Source organism: Burkholderia sp. AU15512 (genome assembly GCF_002223325.1).
Classification (GTDB): domain Bacteria; phylum Pseudomonadota; class Gammaproteobacteria; order Burkholderiales; family Burkholderiaceae; genus Burkholderia.
On the sequence record NZ_NKEX01000006.1, the window covers coordinates 1,035,128 to 1,053,603 of the forward strand.

General features: G+C 67.8%; 21 protein-coding genes and 1 riboswitch. Of the genes, 13 read left to right on the forward strand and 8 right to left on the reverse strand.

Features of this window, described 5'->3' with window-relative positions:
- Positions 1-13 precede the first annotated feature (13 nt).
- From CFB43_RS24000 to CFB43_RS24030, 7 genes are all read left to right on the forward strand, one after another.
- Positions 14-958 (forward strand): electron transfer flavoprotein subunit alpha/FixB family protein, encoded by a 945-nt coding sequence (locus CFB43_RS24000; RefSeq protein ID WP_089496854.1) that lies wholly within the window; start codon positions 14-16, stop codon positions 956-958.
- Between the two features lie 3 nt (positions 959-961).
- The gene (locus CFB43_RS24005; protein ID WP_089496855.1) at positions 962-1,489 is read left to right on the forward strand and encodes an acyltransferase; all 528 of its coding nucleotides are present in this window, start codon (positions 962-964) and stop codon (positions 1,487-1,489) included.
- 98 nt (positions 1,490-1,587) lie between these two features.
- Positions 1,588-1,836: a hypothetical protein gene (locus tag CFB43_RS24010; RefSeq protein ID WP_089496856.1), complete on the forward strand. Its 249-nt coding sequence runs from the start codon at positions 1,588-1,590 to the stop codon at positions 1,834-1,836.
- A 267-nt stretch (positions 1,837-2,103) separates the two neighbouring features.
- On the forward strand, positions 2,104-2,403 hold the full coding sequence (locus CFB43_RS24015; protein WP_043186617.1) for a hypothetical protein: 300 nt from the start codon (positions 2,104-2,106) through the stop codon (positions 2,401-2,403).
- 190 nt (positions 2,404-2,593) lie between these two features.
- Positions 2,594-3,238, forward strand: coding sequence for a DUF1326 domain-containing protein (locus CFB43_RS24020; RefSeq protein ID WP_089496857.1), 645 nt, complete (start codon positions 2,594-2,596; stop codon positions 3,236-3,238).
- The gene (locus CFB43_RS24025) at positions 3,235-4,026 is read left to right on the forward strand and encodes a DUF2182 domain-containing protein (protein ID WP_089496858.1); all 792 of its coding nucleotides are present in this window, start codon (positions 3,235-3,237) and stop codon (positions 4,024-4,026) included. Before CFB43_RS24020 ends, CFB43_RS24025 begins: the two co-directional genes overlap by 4 nt.
- 324 nt (positions 4,027-4,350) lie before the next feature.
- Positions 4,351-5,760, forward strand: coding sequence for a collagen-like triple helix repeat-containing protein (locus CFB43_RS24030; RefSeq protein WP_089496859.1), 1,410 nt, complete (start codon positions 4,351-4,353; stop codon positions 5,758-5,760).
- A 123-nt stretch (positions 5,761-5,883) separates the two neighbouring features.
- Here the strand turns inward: CFB43_RS24030 and CFB43_RS24035 are convergent, their stop codons facing one another.
- On the reverse strand, positions 5,884-6,345 hold the full coding sequence (locus tag CFB43_RS24035) for an Lrp/AsnC family transcriptional regulator (RefSeq protein WP_089442386.1): 462 nt from the start codon (positions 6,343-6,345) through the stop codon (positions 5,884-5,886).
- A gap of 114 nt (positions 6,346-6,459) precedes the next feature.
- Here CFB43_RS24035 and CFB43_RS24040 point away from each other — a divergent pair, with 114 nt between their 5' ends.
- Positions 6,460-7,092, forward strand: coding sequence for a LysE family translocator (locus tag CFB43_RS24040; protein WP_089496860.1), 633 nt, complete (start codon positions 6,460-6,462; stop codon positions 7,090-7,092).
- 31 nt (positions 7,093-7,123) lie between these two features.
- On the opposite strand, the gene CFB43_RS24045 is transcribed toward CFB43_RS24040, so the two are convergent.
- From CFB43_RS24045 to CFB43_RS24070, 6 genes are all read right to left on the reverse strand, one after another.
- Complete coding sequence (locus CFB43_RS24045) at positions 7,124-8,149, reverse strand: alpha/beta hydrolase (RefSeq protein ID WP_089496861.1); 1,026 nt, start codon at positions 8,147-8,149, stop codon at positions 7,124-7,126.
- A 29-nt stretch (positions 8,150-8,178) separates the two neighbouring features.
- Complete coding sequence (locus tag CFB43_RS24050; RefSeq protein ID WP_089496862.1) at positions 8,179-8,751, reverse strand: TetR/AcrR family transcriptional regulator; 573 nt, start codon at positions 8,749-8,751, stop codon at positions 8,179-8,181.
- Positions 8,752-8,846: 95 nt separating this feature from the next.
- On the reverse strand, positions 8,847-9,692 hold the full coding sequence (locus tag CFB43_RS24055; protein WP_089496863.1) for a GNAT family N-acetyltransferase: 846 nt from the start codon (positions 9,690-9,692) through the stop codon (positions 8,847-8,849).
- 114 nt (positions 9,693-9,806) lie between these two features.
- Entirely contained in the window at positions 9,807-10,376 is a 570-nt protein-coding gene (locus CFB43_RS24060; protein ID WP_089496864.1) for a YdeI/OmpD-associated family protein, read from the reverse strand.
- 236 nt (positions 10,377-10,612) lie between these two features.
- Positions 10,613-12,541, reverse strand: a complete 1,929-nt coding sequence (locus tag CFB43_RS24065; RefSeq protein ID WP_089496865.1) for a TonB-dependent receptor domain-containing protein — start codon at positions 12,539-12,541, stop codon at positions 10,613-10,615.
- Positions 12,542-12,890: 349 nt separating this feature from the next.
- Positions 12,891-13,083: riboswitch (cobalamin riboswitch) on the reverse strand.
- Between the two features lie 89 nt (positions 13,084-13,172).
- Positions 13,173-14,231, reverse strand: coding sequence for a helix-turn-helix transcriptional regulator (locus CFB43_RS24070; RefSeq protein ID WP_089496866.1), 1,059 nt, complete (start codon positions 14,229-14,231; stop codon positions 13,173-13,175).
- Between the two features lie 167 nt (positions 14,232-14,398).
- Here CFB43_RS24070 and CFB43_RS24075 point away from each other — a divergent pair, with 167 nt between their 5' ends.
- The 5 genes from CFB43_RS24075 to CFB43_RS24095 are packed head-to-tail and all read left to right on the forward strand — an operon-like array spanning position 14,399 to position 18,144.
- Entirely contained in the window at positions 14,399-14,743 is a 345-nt protein-coding gene (locus CFB43_RS24075; protein WP_089496867.1) for a hypothetical protein, read from the forward strand.
- Complete coding sequence (locus tag CFB43_RS24080) at positions 14,733-15,365, forward strand: Dabb family protein (RefSeq protein ID WP_089496868.1); 633 nt, start codon at positions 14,733-14,735, stop codon at positions 15,363-15,365. The genes CFB43_RS24075 and CFB43_RS24080 overlap by 11 nt, the downstream gene beginning before the upstream one ends.
- A 49-nt stretch (positions 15,366-15,414) precedes the next feature.
- Positions 15,415-16,407 (forward strand): NADP-dependent oxidoreductase, encoded by a 993-nt coding sequence (locus CFB43_RS24085; protein ID WP_089496869.1) that lies wholly within the window; start codon positions 15,415-15,417, stop codon positions 16,405-16,407.
- Positions 16,408-16,438: 31 nt separating this feature from the next.
- On the forward strand, positions 16,439-17,314 hold the full coding sequence (locus CFB43_RS24090; protein WP_089496870.1) for an SDR family NAD(P)-dependent oxidoreductase: 876 nt from the start codon (positions 16,439-16,441) through the stop codon (positions 17,312-17,314).
- Positions 17,315-17,319: 5 nt separating this feature from the next.
- Positions 17,320-18,144: an SDR family NAD(P)-dependent oxidoreductase gene (locus CFB43_RS24095; protein WP_089496871.1), complete on the forward strand. Its 825-nt coding sequence runs from the start codon at positions 17,320-17,322 to the stop codon at positions 18,142-18,144.
- Positions 18,145-18,178: 34 nt separating this feature from the next.
- Here CFB43_RS24095 and CFB43_RS24100 read toward each other — a convergent pair whose 3' ends face one another.
- Positions 18,179-18,427 (reverse strand): hypothetical protein, encoded by a 249-nt coding sequence (locus CFB43_RS24100; protein WP_089496872.1) that lies wholly within the window; start codon positions 18,425-18,427, stop codon positions 18,179-18,181.
- Positions 18,428-18,476 lie beyond the last annotated feature (49 nt).

Genomic DNA, 18,476 nt, shown 5'->3' on the forward strand with positions numbered 1-18,476 from the left:
GGAGCGGAAAGAAATGACGATTCTGGTGATTGCGGAACACGACAACACGTCGATCAAGGCCGCGACGTTGAATGCCGTCGCTGCCGCACACGCGCTCAATGTGGTGGGCGGCGGCGACGTTCATGTGCTCGTTGCTGGACACAATGCGCAAGCGGCAGCCGATGCAGCGGCGAAGCTCGCCGGTGTGTCGAAGGTGCTGCTGGCCGATGCGCCGCAGCTGGCCGACGGTCTGGCCGAGAACGTCGAAGCGACGGTGATGACCGTCGCGAACGACTACTCGCACATCGTTGCGCCGGCAACGGCCTACGGCAAGAACATCGCGCCGCGCATTGCCGCGAAGCTGGACGTCGCGCAGATTTCCGAGATCACGGCGGTGGTATCGGCCGACACGTTCGAGCGCCCGATCTACGCAGGCAACGCGATCGCGACGGTGCAGTCGGGCGATCCGGTCAAGGTGATCACGGTGCGCGCGACCGCGTTTGATCCGGTGGCAACGGAAGGCGGCAACGCCACGGTCGAGAAGATCGAAGCAGCGGCCGATGCAGGCAAGTCGCAGTTCGTGAGCCGTGAAGTGACGAAGCTGGACCGTCCGGAGCTCACCAGCGCCAACATCATCGTGTCGGGCGGCCGCGGTCTGGGCAGCGGCGAGAACTACACGAAGGTGCTGGAGCCGCTGGCGGACAAGCTTCAAGCCGCACTGGGCGCCTCGCGCGCGGCAGTCGACGCCGGCTATGTGCCGAACGACTACCAGGTCGGCCAGACCGGCAAGATCGTCGCGCCGCAGCTGTACATCGCGGTCGGCATCTCGGGTGCGATTCAGCATCTGGCCGGCATGAAGGATTCGAAGGTGATCGTCGCGATCAACAAGGACCCGGAAGCGCCGATCTTCAGCGTGGCCGACTACGGTGTGGTCGGCGACCTGTTCACGCTCGTGCCGGAAGCGGCCGCGGCGCTCTGACCGATGCCGCTGTTCGAATTCAACGGGATGCGGCCACGCATCGATCCGTCCGCGTATGTCGATCCGAGCGCGGTCGTGATCGGCGACGTGACGATCGGCGCGCGCTGCTACGTCGGCCCGCATGCGAGCCTGCGCGGCGACTTCGGCGCGATCGTCGTCGAAGGCGGCAGCAACGTGCAGGACGGCTGCGTGCTGCACGTCGGGATCGGCGAGACGTGCCGGCTCGGCATCAACAGCCACGTCGGCCACGGCGCGATCGTGCATGGCGCGACGCTCGAACCCGACACGATGATCGGGATGAACGCGGTCGTGATGGACGGCGCGACGATTGGTGCGACGACGATCGTCGCCGCGTGCGCGTTCGTGAAGGCCGGCTACGACGTGCCGCGCGGCGTGCTGCTCGCGGGCGTGCCGGGGCGCGTCGTGCGACGGCTGAGCGACGCGGAGATCGACGCGAAGGCGAACGGTACGCGCATCTATCAGCAACTGGCGGCGGACTGCCTGAGGACGATCAGGCGGATCGACGGGTGAGCAGCGGGCATCCGGGCGACCCAGGGTGTGACGGATTGCCGGGCAGGTTGCCGTTGCCGTAAGATCGGCACAGACTTTCCCACCGGCATTCGCGTCACATGAAAAAGCACGTCCGTTTGCGGCTCACGATCATTGCGTCGGCCTTCGCCGTCTACAGCGTTTATATGCACATCCAGCAGTTCATCAATGGCTGCGTGTGGGTCAGGGGCCATCAGCGCTGCAGTTTCGAAAACAGCACGAACTTCGAAGGCTGGATGGATCTCGACCTGATGATCGCGTGCTGCTGGGTCGCCGCGGCGCTGGTGGGCTGGATCTCCGTCATGCAGGCCGCGAAGAAGCCGGGTTGAAGGCGGGCGCTTCCGTTACGCGAAACCGGTCGCTGTCAATCCGTGACAACGATCATTCATGCGGCATCGCCGCAATCGTCAGCGTCGCCTCGGATCTCCGCGCCGCAGGCGCAACCGCCCGACAGGATCGGGTTCCGCTCCGTCGACGCGCTGGTCGGCTCGGACGCGGGTACGAGCGTTGCCATCCATCGGCCGCCGTTGTGCTTTTTTCCTGCCGTGCCCGGATAATGGTCCGGCGTCGCGCACGCCGCGCGAGGGGAGGCTCCCATGCAATTTCCGACGGGATCGGTGGTCGCGCTCAGTTCGGCCGCCGCGACGATGTTCTCGATGGGCATGCTGTTTCTCGGCTACTGGGGCTGGCACGAGCCGCTGCCGTGGCGGTTCGGCGACTACGTCGTGATCCTGCCGGCGCTGGCCGGGTTCGCGTGCCTCGTCAGCGTGCCGTTTCTCGCCACGTCGCCGATGAAGACCCCCGACGACGAATCGAGGATGTTCGTCGCGCGGCGCGTGTTTCTGTGCGGCGCGAGTGCGTTGTGGTGTGCGATCGTCGCGTCGCTGGTCGTGTGAGCTTCGTGCAGGATTCGCATGCGCCGACGTCCGCCGGTGCGGTCTTGCACGGGCGTGTCGAAGCGTCTTCCACGCGCGCTTGACCGGCGGTTTTGATGCGTCGATTCAGGCCGCCACGACGGCTTTGATTTCCCCTGTGCCGTGCACTAGATTCGAAACATTCCTGTGTAGTCGAGCGCGAGGTGGAGCCATGACGCCGTGGGAGATTCAGGGCACCGAATTGATGAATTGCAATTGCTCATACGGTTGCCCGTGCCAGTTCAATGCGCTGCCGACCCATGGGAATTGCGCGGCGATGGGGGCGATTTCGATCGATAGCGGCCACTACGGCGACGTGGTGCTCGACGGCGTCAGGATCGCGGTCGTGTTCGAGTGGCCGGGGGCCGTCCACGAGGGACGGGGCCGGTGCCAGCCGATCGTCGACGAGCGCGCCGGCCCGGCCCAGCGCGAGGCTGTGCTGAAGATCATGACTGGTCAGGATACCGATCCGTTTGCGACGATGTTCTCGGTCTACGCTTCGACGCTCGAGCAGGCGTTCGATCCGATCTTCGCGAAGATCGATTTCGACGTCGATGTCGATGCGCGGCGTGGCCGGATTCACGTCGACGGCGTGTTCGACCTCGCGGGCGAACCCATCCTCAATCCGGTGTCGGGCGCCGAACATCGCGCGCGAATCGACCTGCCGCACGGCTTCGAATACGAGCTGGCCGAAATCGGCTCGGGCACGTCGCGCTCGCAAGGCCACATCCCGCTGACCCTCGACGGCAGCTATGCGCAGTTCGCGCGGCTGCACCTGAACAACCACGGGGTGGTCAGGCATCGCGTCGCGGCATGACTCCCGTCGACCACTGGCTCGGGCGCGAGCGCGTCATCACGCTGCTCGGCATCGCGTCGCTCGTCGGTCTGTGCTGGTTCTATCTTTTGACGGGCGCGGGAACCGGCATGTCGGCGCTGGACATGACCGCCGTTGCGCTCTTTCCGCATCGCCTGAAGGGCGCCATGGGCAGCATGGATCCGTCGCTGCCCACCGTGATCGTGATGTGGTGGGTGATGATGATCGCGATGATGACGCCCAGTGCGGCACCGCTCGTGATGCTGTATCGGCGGGTGCTGCGGCAGCGCGGCGTGGACGGGGCGGGTTCGGCGTTCACGTCGCTGTCGCTGCTGGCCGGCTACCTGGCCGCATGGCTCGCGTTCTCGATCGGCGCGGCGCTGCTTCAGGCGATGCTGCAGCCGGCCGGGCTGATCTCCGCGATGATGCTGTGGTCGAAGAGCGCCGTCCTTTCCGCGATCGTGCTGGCGCTCGCCGGGCTCTATCAATTCTCGTCGCTGAAACGCGCGTGCCTTCGGCAATGCCGGGCGCCGGCCGGGTTCCTGGTCGCGCACTGGCGTCCGGGCGTCACCGGCGGTTTCCTGCTTGGCGCGCGGCACGGCATGGTTTGCATCGGCTGCTGCTGGTTGCTGATGGCGCTGCTGTTCGTCGGCGGCGTGATGAACGTCGTGTGGATCGCCGCGCTGTCGCTCTTCGTGTTCGCGGAGAAGATCCTGCCCGGCGGCGAACGTGTCGGGCGCGCGCTGGGCGTCGTGCTGATTGCGTGGGCCGGTGCGACGTTGATCGTGTGACGGGCCGTCATGGGCAAGCCGGTGCGGACGTGTGGTATCGCCGTGTACGGGTGACGGCCGGCCGCGGCCGGTCCTGCATCGAGCGATGCCGGCACTTTCACCGCGGGATGCTACGTAACGCGGGGCCTGCGTTACGCACGCGTTACCCGGAACGCAAGGCTCGATCTCGCTGATGAAGGCGAGCCCGGATGCGAGGCGTCGGCCCCGGACGGCCGTTGGAACAGGGCAGTCCGGCGTGGGCGTGAAGTCGACGTTGATGCCGATCGCAATGGCACGATAGGTGCTTGTCGGGATGATCGAGCTAAAAAGCGAACGGGGGCTTCCATGCAAAATCATTTCATCAAGGCGAACGTTGCGGTCGCAGCCATTGCGGCGGCTTGCGCGCTGGCGGCGTGTGGCGGCAGCGATGTTACGGCGCCGAAGCCGGGTGGCAACACGATCGGGACGAGTACGAGCGGCACGGGCGGGACCAGTGGCACGAGCGGAACCAGCGGGACGAGTGGAAGCAGCGGGACGAGCGGAACCAGCGGGACGAGCGGAACCAGCGGGACGAGCGGAACCAGCGGGACGAGTGGAAGCAGCGGGACGAACGGAACCAGCGGGACGAGTGGAACCAGCGGCACGAGTGGAAGCAGCGGGACGAGTGGAACCAGCGGGACGAGTGGAACCAGCGGGACGAGCGGAACCAGCGGGACGAGTGGAACCAGCGGGACGAGTGGAACCAGCGGCACGAGTGGAACCAGCGGCACGAGTGGAACCAGCGGTACGAGCGGAACCAGCGGCACGAGTGGAACCAGTGGCACGAGCGGAACCAGCGGTACGAGCGGAATCGGTGGCACAAGCGGCACAAGCGGCACCCCGGGCACGAACGGCATCATCAGCGCCGTCGGCGCGGTCGTCATCGACGCAGGCGCCACGATTTCCGGCGAGAGCCCGCCGGGACCGACCAAGGGCGTGACCACCGGCCTTGGCAACACGGTCGCGGGCGCAGGCACGATCATCCGCGACACGTCGAACGCCGTGAGCAACGGCATCGGTCAGATCGGCTTCACGGCGAACCCGGTCGGCACGACGGTCGCCGGGCTGGGCTCCATCGTCGGCTCGACCAGCAGCCCGGTCACCGGCCTCAGCGACACGGTGAAGGCGCTCGGCACCGGCCCGCTGTCGCCGTTGGCGCCGCTCACGACGCCGGTCGGCGGCCTGCTCGACACCGTCGCCGGCGGCCTCAAGACGGGCGGCACCATGCTCGGCGCGGCCCTGTCGTCGGGCCCGGTCCAGCAGACGACGCAGGCGATCAGCACGGCGATCACGCCGCTCGTCACGACCGTCGGCCAGGTCACGCAGCAGGTCGGCACGGCGACCGGCCTCGGGCAGCCCGTCGCGGGCCTGCTCGGACAGATCGGCGGCGCGATCACGTCGGCGGGATGGAAGGTGACGTCCACGTCGCCCCAGCCGCTGGTCGGCGGCGTCGGCGACCTCGTGCGCGCGGTCGGCAACACCGTGACCAATGCGGGCGGCCTCGTGAACCCGGGCGGCGCGAACGGCGCGGTGCCCGTCGCGGGCCTGGTGACGAGCGTGGTCGGCGGTAATACGGCGATCGTCCACAACGGTTCCACGACGGGCACGGGCGGCACCGGCGGCGGCTCACCGTTGGGTGGTCTTTCCAACCCGCTCGCACCCGTTACGGGGCTGGTGGGCGGCCTGCTGGGCGGCCTGGGGGGCCTGGGCAAGTAGCCGATCGATTGAGATCGTTACGGCGGTAACCGGCCAACCGACCAATCGGCCTCCGGTTACCGCCAACCAGAATGGCTTGATGATCCCCTGCGGGAAGCGGATCGGACGGGGCCTCCAGATGTGTCAATCGCGAACGACGTCGCGCTGCGACGGCGGCCGCGCCAACCCGCGTGCGGGCAGCGGCGTCGACATCACGATCGACGTGCGGGTTTCGCCGTACAGGTTGATGCGTTCGATCAGTTGTTCGAGATGGGTCATGCTGATCGCGGCGAGCCGCATCATGTACGAGTCCGCGCCCGTCACGTGATGGCATTCGACGACTTCGGGAATCGTCTCCAGCAACCGGAGGAATTTTGCTTTTGCCGGTTGTGGCACCGTGATGCCGATCAGTGCGCTGACCGGATAGCCGGCCGCGGCAGGATTGATCCGGGCCGTGTAGCCCTCGACGACGCCGGCCGCTTCGAGGCGCTTCACGCGCTCCGTTACCGCCGGCACCGACAGGTGCACCTGGCGCGCCAGCTCCGTGTAGCTGATGCGGCCGTTGGCCTGCAGCAGCGTCACTACCTTCCAGTCCAGATCGTCCATCGCGGCGTTTTTTTAAGGCGGAGCGGCCATTTTTCCTTAAAAACCGCATTCAGCGATGACGGGACTTTCCCTACGATGCCTGTTCAACACGTTACATGTCGCAGGGAGCAGGCGATGCTGTTCATCAAGTCAGTCGTGATGGGGCTATCGATCGCGGTGCCGGTCGGGCCGATCGGCATGCTGTGCATCCAGCGCAGCCTGAGCCGCGGTTTTCAGGCGGGATTCGCGACGGGCGTCGGCGCCGCGTGCGCCGATGCGATCTACGGCCTGCTCGGCGCGCTCGGCATCGCGGGTATCGTCACGGCGTTCCCGATGCTGACCGTCGGCCTGAAAATCGGCGGCGGCGCGTTTCTCGTGTGGCTGGCGTGGACCATCGCGCGCCAGGCGCCGGCCGCGTCGGCGGCGCAGCGCGACCAGCCGCGGACGACCGTCCTGCGCGATTTCGTGACGACGTTCGGCCTGACGCTGTCGAACCCGATGACGATCCTGTCGTTCGTCGGGATTTTCGCGGCGCTCGGCCCGCTGTCGGGGGCGCGGGAAGGGGCGATGTGGCCGGCCGTGGCGCTGATGGTCGCCGGGGTGTTCATCGGTTCCGCGACGTGGTGGCTATGCCTGAGCGGCACGACCGCCGCGCTGCGCACGAAGATGTCGTTCGCGTTCATGCACGGGCTGTCGCGCGTGTCGGCCGCGGTGATCGCGGTATTCGGCGTGATTCAGGTGGTCGCGGGCGTGCGCGGGGTCATTTAGGTCGATGCGTCGCGTGCATCGCGTTGCCCGTTCATCGGTCGACGCTCGACGGATTCAATTCAACGTCCGATGCCGGCAAATGCGCATGCACGAAACGCGCGATCTCCTCGCTCAGTTCCCTGTCCTCGGGCGCGCCCATGAACCCGCCATGCGGCATCCCTTCGAAAACGTGAAGCTCGGTCGGCACCTGCGCGCGCCGCAACGCGCGATGCAGGCGCACCGCGTTCGACAGGAACAGGTCGCGCGTGCCGCTCTGGATGAAGGTCGGCGGGAAACCGGCGGAGAAATCGCCGAACAGCGGCGACAGATACGGATGCGCGAGATCCGCGCCGTTCGCGTAGAGCAGGTTGTTCGGCATCAGCGACGCCGGCAGCACGACATCGACGAGGCGATGGGTTTCGAAACTGTCGCCGGATTCGGTCAGGTCGACTTCCGGCGACAGCAGCACCAGCGCGGCCGGCAGCGGCAAGCCTTCGTCGCGGGCGCGCAGCACCATCGCGGCGGCGAGGTTGCCGCCCGCCGAGCGTCCGCCGATGACGATATTTTCCGGTGCGTAGCGCTCCAGCACATACGCATAGGTCGCGATGCAATCGTCGAGCGCGGCCGGATACGGATGCTCGGGCGGCAGGCGATAGTCGACGCCGTAGCACCGAATGCCGAGCCGGTCGGCCTGCATCTGCGCGCCGGCGCGGCACGCGGCGCCGCCACTGAGCACCAGCGCGCCGCCGTGCAGTTCGATGTACGCGCATTCGCCGGACGCCGCAGCTTCGGGCGTGGCGACATGCACGTCCGCCGCGCCGGCCCGGATCGTCTCCACGCTCGAACGCAGATAGCCGCCGAGCTGCTCGATGGCCGCCGCGTAGTGCGCGTCGGCGGCTGCCTTCACACGCATCCATGCATCGAAATCGTCCGGCGGCGGCATCACGTGCAGCGCGTTCAGCGGCACGCCGTCGCTGCCGACCAGTCGTTCCAACGCGGTTCGCGCTTCGTCGCTGATCGACGTCGGGAAGGGGACGACGCGGCTCGGCACGGCGACGCCGTCGGGTTTGTCTTTCATCGATTCGGTTCCGTTGGACGTTGGGCGAGTCATGTGGCAGCAGGCCAGTGGCGCAGCATCACGTCCAGCGCATCGAGACTGCGCGACCACGACACGTCGGAAGCCGGTGCGCTGTGCGCGAAACCGCCCGCGCTTTCGAGCGTGACATAGCCCATGAAAAAGCCGCCGAGCAGGCGGATCGCATGCGCCTGCTCGGCTTCCGGAATGGCGTAGCTGCGCAGCACGGCCGAGGTCATCCTGACGAGCTGGCCACCCGCGCTTTCGGCGGCGCGTTCGGCGCTGACCGGGTGGCGCGCGGCAGCGAAGCGACCGGGGTGCTCGCGGGCGTAGTCGCGATAGACGTTGGCGAGCGCGGTGAGCGCGTCCTTGGCGGTGCGGCCGGCCAAGGCGTCGGTCGCGCGATCGGCGAGCTCCTTCAGCGCGAAGAGTGCGATGCGGCTCTTGAGGTCGTCGAAGCTCGGGATGTGGGAGTACAGGCTGGCCAGTTTGACGTCGAAGTGACGCGCGAGCGCCGCACCGGTCAGGTGCTCGAAGCCGGTTTCATCGGCGAGTTGCGCGCCGGCTTCGACGAGTTTGTCCAGGGTGATGCCGGCGCGTGCCATGGCGGATGCTACTCGAATTAGTCAAAAACCTAATTCTATTAGTTTTGATGGCGATGTCAATTTCCCGAATTCGCCGACCGCCATGTGCGTGACGATCACCCCAGCTCGAACGACGTCACCCCGAACACGCGATCGATCGCTATCGCCGGTGGGTCTTTCGTGTACATCCGTGCGGTTTCGAACACGCTCGTCATGCCGTGCCGCTCGGCCAGCGCGACGGCCGCAGGATTCGTTTCCGGCACGTCGAGCACGATGACCTCGCCGGGCATGCGCGCCGCCAGCGCGCGAAACAGCCCGGTGGCGACGCCCGCGTCGTCGGCGAAAAGCGGGCCGATCTTGCAGCCCGTCCTGCAACGGCGCACGACACCGTAACCGGCGACACGGCCGGCGTCCATCGTCGCGAGCGCAACGGCATCCGGCTGCGCGATCCAGGCGGAGACGAAACGCTCGCGCGCCACGGGAAAGCACTGGCGATCGTAGGCAAGCAACTGCTCGAAGGGTACGTCGGCCGCTGCCGCCACGTGCGCGCACCCGATGCCGTCCACGCGCCCCTCGTAGCGGATGTTGCGGTACGCAAGCGCGAATCCGGACTTCCCGTAGTTCGCTTGCTGGGCCACGACACCATCGAGCCCGATGTTACGGTCTCCGAGGTAACGCATGCCGTGCTGCCAGGTTCGGATGCCGAAGCCTTTGCCGCGAAACCCGGGTTTCACGATATAGAGGCCGATGAAGCCGAAGCGCTCGTCGTAGGCAACTGCAGAAATGCACGCGACCGGCTCGCCGCGCCATACGCCGACGAAGAACCCGGCAGGGTCCGTTTCCCTGAAACAGGCAGGATCGTGCAGGCCGGGGTTCCAGCCTTCTGCAGCCGCCCATTCGACCGCCATGGCGACCTCGTCGGCCGACATGGTGCGCACGATGAAGTCTCCGCCTTGGTCCATGGTTCACCCCCAGTCGCTGCGGTCACGATTGCGCGTTGCGTTACCGGCTGCCGAGCCGAAGCCGCAGTGAAGGGCGAGTTGCCCCATTTCGCGCCATTCCCGTCGGCGAAAAATCTATGGATGGATGGTTTCGCCGCGATTCAGCATGTCGATGAATTCCCCGATTTTGCGCGCCCGTGTTTCCGGCTTCTTGGCATGCTGTATCCGATACAGGATGGCATAACGGTTACGGCTGTTCAGTGTCGCGAAAAACGTGCGGGCTTCCGGATTGGCGTCCAAAGCCGCCAGCAGGTCGTCCGGCACGGCCGAGTTGCTGGGCGACGTATAGGCAGCCTGCCAGCGGCCATCCTTTCTGGCCTTCTCGATTTCGCACAAGCCGGGCGGGCGCATTCTGCCTGCGGCGATCAGCGCTTCCGCCCGGTCCGTGTTGAGTTTGGACCAGATGCTTCTTGCGGAGCGCGGGGTGAAGCGTTGCAACCAGTATTGCTCGCTCTCGGCCCGTTTTTGACCGTCGATCCAGCCATAGCAGAGGGCGCTTTCCAATGCCTGTTCGTAGGTGAGGGTTCGCCGCCCGGTCCCTTTTTTCGCGAGGCGCAACCATGTTCCGGCCGACGTGCTGCCGTTTTGCCCCAACCAGTTTTCCCATTCGATCTGACTGGTGAATGTCAGGGCGCATTCGGTCATGTCGCTGTCCTGAATGGTGAGTACATGGGCGGGGAAGGTGTCCGCAGTCTAACAGTGTTGATACGGACAGCAACGTGCGCAGTGCGACGAAAGACCGACGGCTCGTCAGCCGTCAGTCTGTCGCTTGGTTTGAGGGCGGCATCACCCGTTTCAGGCATCCGGAGGCGCAGGCATCGGATGCGCCCTTTCAAATGGGAGGCTTCGCCAGCTATCCGGCCGAAGCCTCCCCATCCCGGTCAGAACGTGTAGCTGACCTTCCCGAACGCCGTCCGCCCGAGCGTGTTGTACCCATACGCGGTCATGTACTGGCGGTCGAACAGGTTCGACACCGTCGCCGACACGGTCAGGTGCGAATTGATCCGGTACGAAGCACGCAGGCCCACCGTCAGATACGACGGCAGATAGGTCGAGTTGGCCGGATCGTCGAACGTCGTGCCGCCATAAAGCAGCGACGCCCCCGTGCTCAACGCATGCAGGTGCAGTTCATCCCACGTGTGATCGATGTTGAGGCCGACCGTCTGGCGCGGCCGGCGGTTGAGCCACGAGTCGTTGGTCTCGTCCTGCGGATTCAGGATCCCGACCGCGAGGCTCACCGGCGTCGAGCGGCCGATCGTCCCCTTGTACGACAGGTCGATACCGCGAATATGCGCGCGGCCGATGTTGATCGGCGAGAACGTCGCCGGGTTGTACGCGATCAGGTTGCTGACGCGCGTATCGTAGATCGCGGCCGTGAACGTGCCGTACGACGTGTTCGCATCGACCGCGGCCTCGACCGACGTGCTGCGTTCCGGGCTGAGGTTCGGATTGCCGTAGCCGGGGTAGTACAGGTCGTTGAACGACGGCAGCTTGAACGCATTGCCGTACGACACGCGCGCCGTGTACACCGGCGTGATCGCCCACGACAGCGCCGCGTTACCCGTGTTCACCGACTGCCCGGCGATGATTTCATGACGCCCCGCGAGGAACATCGTCACGCTGCCGAGCGTCGCCGATTGATGCAGCGAGAACGCGGAATCGTTGCGCGTCGGCACGCCGTTCGGAATGTCGACCGGCAGGAATGCCTGCTCGCGCGTGAAGTCGTAGGCGAGCTTGGTTTCGCCCGACAGCGGCAGCCCGAACAGATGGAATCCGCGCGCCTGATGCGTCAGCGACGTCGACGTGCTGATGCGCTGCGAATTGATCTGGTCGGTCGGGATGGTCGGATCGCTCGCGTAGATGAACCCGCGATCGTTCGCATAACCGAACGACTGATCGAACTGCGTGTCCGGCGTGATATCGAGGTGGAACGCGAGACCGGTCGTCAGCTGATGATCGAGCTGGCGGTTCGCATAGCCGCGGTTGTCGTAGGACAGGTCGGACCGGTGATACAGCGCGAACGTCGAGATCGACCAGTTGTCGCGCGCGTAGCCGAGGCGCGCATCGAGATCCTGCGCGTGGTACGGGTTGCGGCCCGCCTCGTGCCCGTACGCGAAGGGCCGCGTCGCGTCGATGCCGGCCGTGTTGTACGAGTGCAGGCCGAGCGAGTAGGTGAGCCCGCCGAGCGCGGCGAGCGGCCCGGTCGACGGCACCGTGCCCGACGTGCGCAGTTGCGTGTCGAACGTCTTGTTCGACCCGCCGCCGAACGACACGGTGGTCTGGTTCGGCTGGTTGGCCGCGCGGCGCGTGAAGAGCTGCACGACGCCGCCCATCGCATTGGCGCCGAACGACGCGGCGGCCGGCCCCGAGATCACTTCGACGCGTTCGAACGATTCGGTCGGCAGGTCCGCCCATGGCGCGATGCCGGTGGTCGGCGAGCCGATCCGGATGCCGTCGATGAACACGGCGACCTGGCTGGCCGACGAGCCGCGGATGCTGACCGACGCGGACGAGCCGGGCCCGCCGTTCTGCGAGACGGTCACGCCGGGCAGCGTCGCGAGCGCCTGCGTGATGCTCGGGTCGCTCGGCGACAGCCGGTCGAGATCGGTGCGCGTGAGCACCTGGGTCGTCGCATAGCGCTGGTCGAACGACTCGGGCAGCCGGCGTGTGTCGGTCACATTGATCGTCGCCAGGTCGGCGCCTTCGGCGGCCGGGGCCGGTTGCGCAACCGCGGTGTCGCCGGCTGCGTGGGCGAGCGGCGAAAGGAGCGCGGTCGCGGCGGACGTGGCAAGGAGGTGTCGAATCTTCATGAGGCTGTCGTTGTGGTCGGGCTGCGCATGTGTCGATCGGGGGAGTGCGGCGGGCAGCGCCGGTTTTGTTATCGGTGATCGGGCTATCGCGCGACCGGGTCGAGCGGGCCGGCCAGGTCGTTATCGCGGGCGTGGGCGCGGCACATGCCGGCGGACGCGATCGACAGGGAACGGCGCGCGCGAGCCGGCGGGCCGTGCATGCCGGCGGTGTGCCGGCGCGACGCTTCCGGTGAGGAAGCGGATGCGGTAACAGTGGACATCGGGCGGATCCTGAGGTCGGGCCGTCCATGCAACGGGCACCGCCAAAGGCGGTGCTGGCGCATCGGGACACCCCGCCCGGTGCGGCTGCTTGGACCTCGGGTCGATGGCAGGTCTCCTGGCTCGCGGGTCCTGATTCGTGCCGGCCTTCCCGGTTTCCCAGTGGCATGCAGTGGCACGGATTCGCCGCTCACAGTTGCGGGGGCAGCCGCAGATTCGAGGCACTGCCTCGCCTGCGTTCCCTTTTGATCCCATCCCTGGGAACCATCAGCGCGCAAGGGTAATGGCGTGCGCGCCGGCGCGTCAATTGTCGGGTAGCCCCCGGATGCGAAAAAACGTCATCGACGCGCCAAAACTTTCGAAATCCTGTCTTTCATGCGTCGACGGCGCGTTTCATGTCTGACGAAATGGCGTGGTTCGCTGCCATGTAATCGCGCCGGTACAGGCTCGGTGCGACACCCGTCCACCTGACGAACGCGCGGCGGAAGGCTTCCTCGCCGCCGAACCCGAGATGCGCGGCGATCCGCGCGACCGGCCAGTCCGACTCGCGCAGGCAGCGTTGCGCGGCCTCGGCGAGACACTGCTCCCGCAGCACGTGATAACCGCTGCCTTCGGCCACCAGCCGCCGCCGCAACGTCGCCTCGCTGACGCCGAGCCACGCGGCGAGCTCGGCGAGCGCCGGCAACGCCTGCTCGTGCGCGAGCGCCGCGTCGAGAAAACCGCGCACCTGCTGCGCCCACGACACGACGGCCGGCGCCGCATCGATCAGGCGAAACGGAAAATCGACGAGAAACGCGTCGAGCTCGGCCGGCTGCCGCACCACGCGGCACGCGAGCCGCGCCGCATCGAATGCGAAGCCGTAGCTCTTGCGGCCGACCTCGACCGGCGCATTGAACAGCCCGAGCAGCGGCATCGCGTCGTCGCGGCGCGGATGGCCGAGCCATACGTCGGTCGGCCGCAGCGGCTGCCCGATCAGCCAGCCGAACAGTTGCAGATAGCAGAGCAACCCCGTCAGGTCGACGAGGCACGCGGCCGGGCTGCGTGTGCGGCGCAGCGAATCCATCCGGAACGTCGCGCGCCCGTCGCGCACGGTGAGCGACAGCGCGCCGGCGCGCGGGCTCAGCATCTCGCCGAATTCGCGCGCACAGCGGATCGCGTCGGCCAGCGTCGCGCAGCTCAGCAGGCAGCGGCACATCAGGTCGACTTCGCGCTTGCGCATCGGCGGGTGGCCGTCGCCGCGCGCGACCTGCGCCTCGAGGCGTTCGATCGCGTCGCGGTACAGCGCGACGAAATCGCCCGGCGTCGCTGCCGGTGGCGGCGGCTGCGCATCGCGGTCGGCCGGCGGCGCGCCGCTGCGCGTGAGTTCGCTCAGCAGGCGCGCGCCGAGCCCCGGCAGGACGCGGCCGCGGGCCGCGATGGCGTGCTGTTTCATGAGTTTCCCGATCTGATCGTTGCGACAGGGGGCGGTGAGCGGGCCGGTAGGGGGCTGCGAATCGTCACCACGCAAGAATGCTATCCACGCCGACTGCCTTCGGCCTCGCCGGAACGGCGTAGGTCGGCTGCGCATCCCTGTCACGAACGACCACGGACGACACGCGAATGATCCAGATCGTAGACGAAATCACGCTCGCGCCCGAGCGCATTCCCGACGTGCTTGCACTGCTGCGCGACCGTTACCTGCCGGGCCACGCGGCGCGCGGGCTGACGGCGGCCGGCCGCTGGGTGTCGCCGCCCGTCGCGGTGCCGGGGCAGCCGAGCACGCTATGGCTGACCTGGCACGTGGCCGACGCGCCGGCCTACTACCGGATGCGCGCGTTGACGGATGCCGACGTGGTCGGATTCTGGATGGCGGTCGACGCGCTGTGCGGCATGCGCCGCCGCCATGTGATGACGGACGCCGATGCGCCGCTGCCCGCGCTGACGGAGGTCGATCATGCGGCATGACACGGCACAGGTATTCGTGTCCGCGGATTGCGATGCGGGCGCGATCGAGCCTGCATTGCGCGAAGCCGCGCACGCGCTGGTCGGCACGAAACGCGTGGCATTGGCACGCAATCTGAACGGCAGCTGGGGGGCGGGCGACTACACGCTCGACGTGCTGCGCGCCGATTCGGCAGCCGGCGGCACGGCGGATTTTGTGGCGCTGGCTCAGCTGCCGGGTATCGAGCGCATCGACGGCGCCGAATGCCGCGTGATCGGCGGCGGCCTGCGCGAACCGGCGCTGCGCGACGGCGTATGGCGCACGCTGATGCTGCGCGTGCGGCCGCAGGCCGGCACAGCGCGGATCGCCGCGCTCGAACGCGAACTGCTGCGGATGCCCGCGTTCATGCCCGGCATCCGCAACTGGCGCCTGAGCCGGATCGAGACGCCCGGTGCATGGACGCACGTGTGGCAGCAGGAATTCGCGCACGTCGGCGATCTGCTCGGCGAATACCTGATGCATCCGTATCACTGGGGCTGGGTCGACCGCCGGTTCGACGCCGAAAGCCCCGACTGGACGGTCGATGCGATCTCGCATGCGTTCTGTCCGCTCGCGTCGAGCCTGCTGGCGGATACGGCGGCATGACGCGCAGCCCACATCGAACTGACATCGAACCAACCCTGGAGACACGAAGATGCGAGCCCTGTTGATCGACCGCGTCGGTCATTCCGACACCTTGCGCATGGCTGACGTGCCGGCCCCGACGCCGGGCCCCGGCGACGTGCTGATCCGCGTGGCCTACGCGGGCATCAATCCCGCCGACTGGAAATGCCGCGAAGGCTACCTCGGCGCCTTCATGCAATACACGTTTCCGTTCGTGATCGGCTTCGACGCGGCGGGCGTGGTCGAAGCGGTCGGCGACGGCGTCGACGGTTTCGCGCCCGGCATGCGCGTGTTCGCGCAGACCGACGTCGGCGCGGGGCGCTGGGGTGCGTTTGCGGAATACGTCGCGGTGCGTCACGACTCGGTCGTGCGCGTGCCCGATGCGGTGAGCCTGGCGGAAGCCGCCACGGTGCCGACGCCCGCGCTCGCCGCATGGGCCGGCCTGTTCGACGACGGCGGGCTGAAGGCGGGCCAGACCGTGCTGGTGCACGGCGGCGCGGGCGCGGTCGGCACGTTCGCGATCCAGCTGGCCGTGCAGGCCGGCGCGCGCGTCGCGGCAACGTGTTCGGCGCGCAACCGCGAGACGGTCGAATCGCTGGGCGCGGCGGCGAGCATCGACTATCGCGCGCAGGACATCGCCGCGGCGCTGCGCGCCTGGGCGCCCGGCGGCGTCGACCTCGTGCTCGACGCGGTCGGCGGCGACACGCTGCCCAATGCGCTCGACCTGCTGGCGCCGGGCGGCACGCTGGTGAACATCATGACGCTCGCGGTCGGCGATGCGGAGCGGCTTGCCGCGACGGCAGCCGTTGCCGCACGACGCGGCTTGCGCACCGCGACGACCTACAGCCGGATGCCGAGCGGCGGCACGCTCGGCCGGATCGCGGCGCAACTGGACACGCGCGCGCTGCGCGTGCCGCGCTTCGACCGTTTCCCGCTCGAACAGGCGGCCCGCGCGCTCGATCTCGTTCAAACGGGCGAGGCGAAAACGAAGCTGGTGCTTCATGTTGCGGATATCGCCCGCTGAGCGGCCCGCACGCACATCACAGGAGACAACGATGACCGAGACCCGAACCGGCGTACTGGCCGGCAAGTGCGCGCTCGTGACGGGCGCAAGCCGTGGCATTGGCCGTGCGATCGCGCAGCGCCTCGCATCCGAAGGCGCGACCGTCGTCGTGACGGCGCGCAGCCTCACGCAATCGGCGACGACCGCCGGCACGCTTGCCGAAACGGTTGCGCTGATCGAGGCCGCCGGCGGCCGCGCCATCGCGCTGGCGGCCGACCTGTCGAACGCAGCCGAGCGCGATGCGCTCGTCGGGCGCGCGGCGCAAGCCGCCGGCGGCCTCGACATCCTCGTCAACAACGCGGGCGTGGCCGACTACGCGTGCGTCGACGCGATGCCGATGACGATGTTCGACACGACGATCGAACACTATCTGCGGATTCCGTTCGCGCTGGCGCAGGCCGCGATCCCGCTGATGCGCGCCCGCGGCGCCGGCTGGATCGTCAATGTCGGCTCGGTGACGGCGCTGCCGCCGCTGCGGCCGTTCGACGATTTCTCGCGCGCGGGCGGCGCGACCGTCTATGCGGCGGCGAAGGCGGCGCTGTCGCGCTTCACGCAGGGGCTCGCGGCCGAACTCGAAGCCGACGGAATCGCGGTGAATCTGGTCGCGCCGAGCACGGCGATCCGCACGCCGGGCGCCGCGCGCTACATCCCCGAAGGCTATCCGACCGAGGATGTCGCGTATCTCGCCGAGACCGCGCTCGCGCTGTGCCGCCTGCCGGCGCGCGAACGCACGGGCCTCGTCACGCACAGCCTGCATTTCCCGCTCGCGCAGCAACTCGCGGTGCGCTCGCTCGACGGCCGCACGGTGCTGCCGCCGCCGGTGATTCCCGCGTATGCGCATCCCCACATCGACCCGACAGGACTTTGATTGACATGACGAACTCGATTCGCTTCGACGGCGGCACCGCCGTGATCACCGGCGCGGCCAGCGGCATCGGCAGCGGGCTCGCACGCCACGCCGCCGGGCTCGGCATGCGCGTCGTGCTGGCCGATCTCGATCCGGCGAAGCTCGACGCATTCGCCGCGACGCTCGACACCGACGTCCTGTGCGTGTCGACCGACGTCAGCCGGCCGGAAGCCGTCGACGCGCTGGCGGAAGCGGCGTGGCAGCGCTTCGGCGGCGTCGATCTGCTGTTCAACAACGCGGGCGTAATGGCGACCGGTTTCAGCTGGGAAATCACGCCGGAACGCTTCGAGCGCAGCTTCGCGATCAACGTGCACGGCGTGCTGAACGGCATCCGCAGCTTCGTGCCGCGGATGCTCGAGCGCAACCTGCCGGCGCGCGTCGTGAATACCGCGTCGGTCGGCGGGTTCCTGCCGAGCCCGCTGATGTCGCCTTATTCGGCGACGAAATTCGCGGTGGTCGCGCTGACGGAATCGCTGTATGGAGAACTGAAGATGTTGGGCGCACCGGTCGGCGTGTCGTTGCTTGCGCCGGGCCCCGTGCAGTCGGGCATCTTCAACGACCCGTTCGGCGCGGTGCACGACCGGCCCGAGGTGCGCGGCTTCGTCGACACGATGCGCGCGATGCTGAACGCGCACGGGCTCACGCCCGACGCGTTCGCCGCGCGGGTGTTCGACGGCATACGTGCAGGGCGCTACTGGCTGATTCCGCAACCGGAGACGATCGACGGCGCGCTGCAGCGGCGTACCGACGACATCCTCGCGTCACGCGATCCGTCGCTGCCTGCGTTCTGAGGGCCGGACACGGCACCGCGCCCGGCGCGTGCCGTCACATGCGCATGCCGGAGTGCGAACGGCCGCTCGGGTCGCCGCCGCGATCGGGCGGCGTATTGTTCTGATCGATCTTCGCGAGCACGAAGCCGGCGTGCGGCAACGCGCCGGGCGAGCGGTGCGTCGCTTGCGCGACGGCGTCGTGCGGCGACGCGGCGGGGAAACCGGATGACGTCACGCCCGGTTGAGCGAACGCCGAAAGGGAAGCAGCCGTCAGGGCGGCGGCGACGATCGCGTGCGATTTCATGGTGGCTCCTTCACGACTGACTGCGGGACAACATCATCAGTCTAGGGCG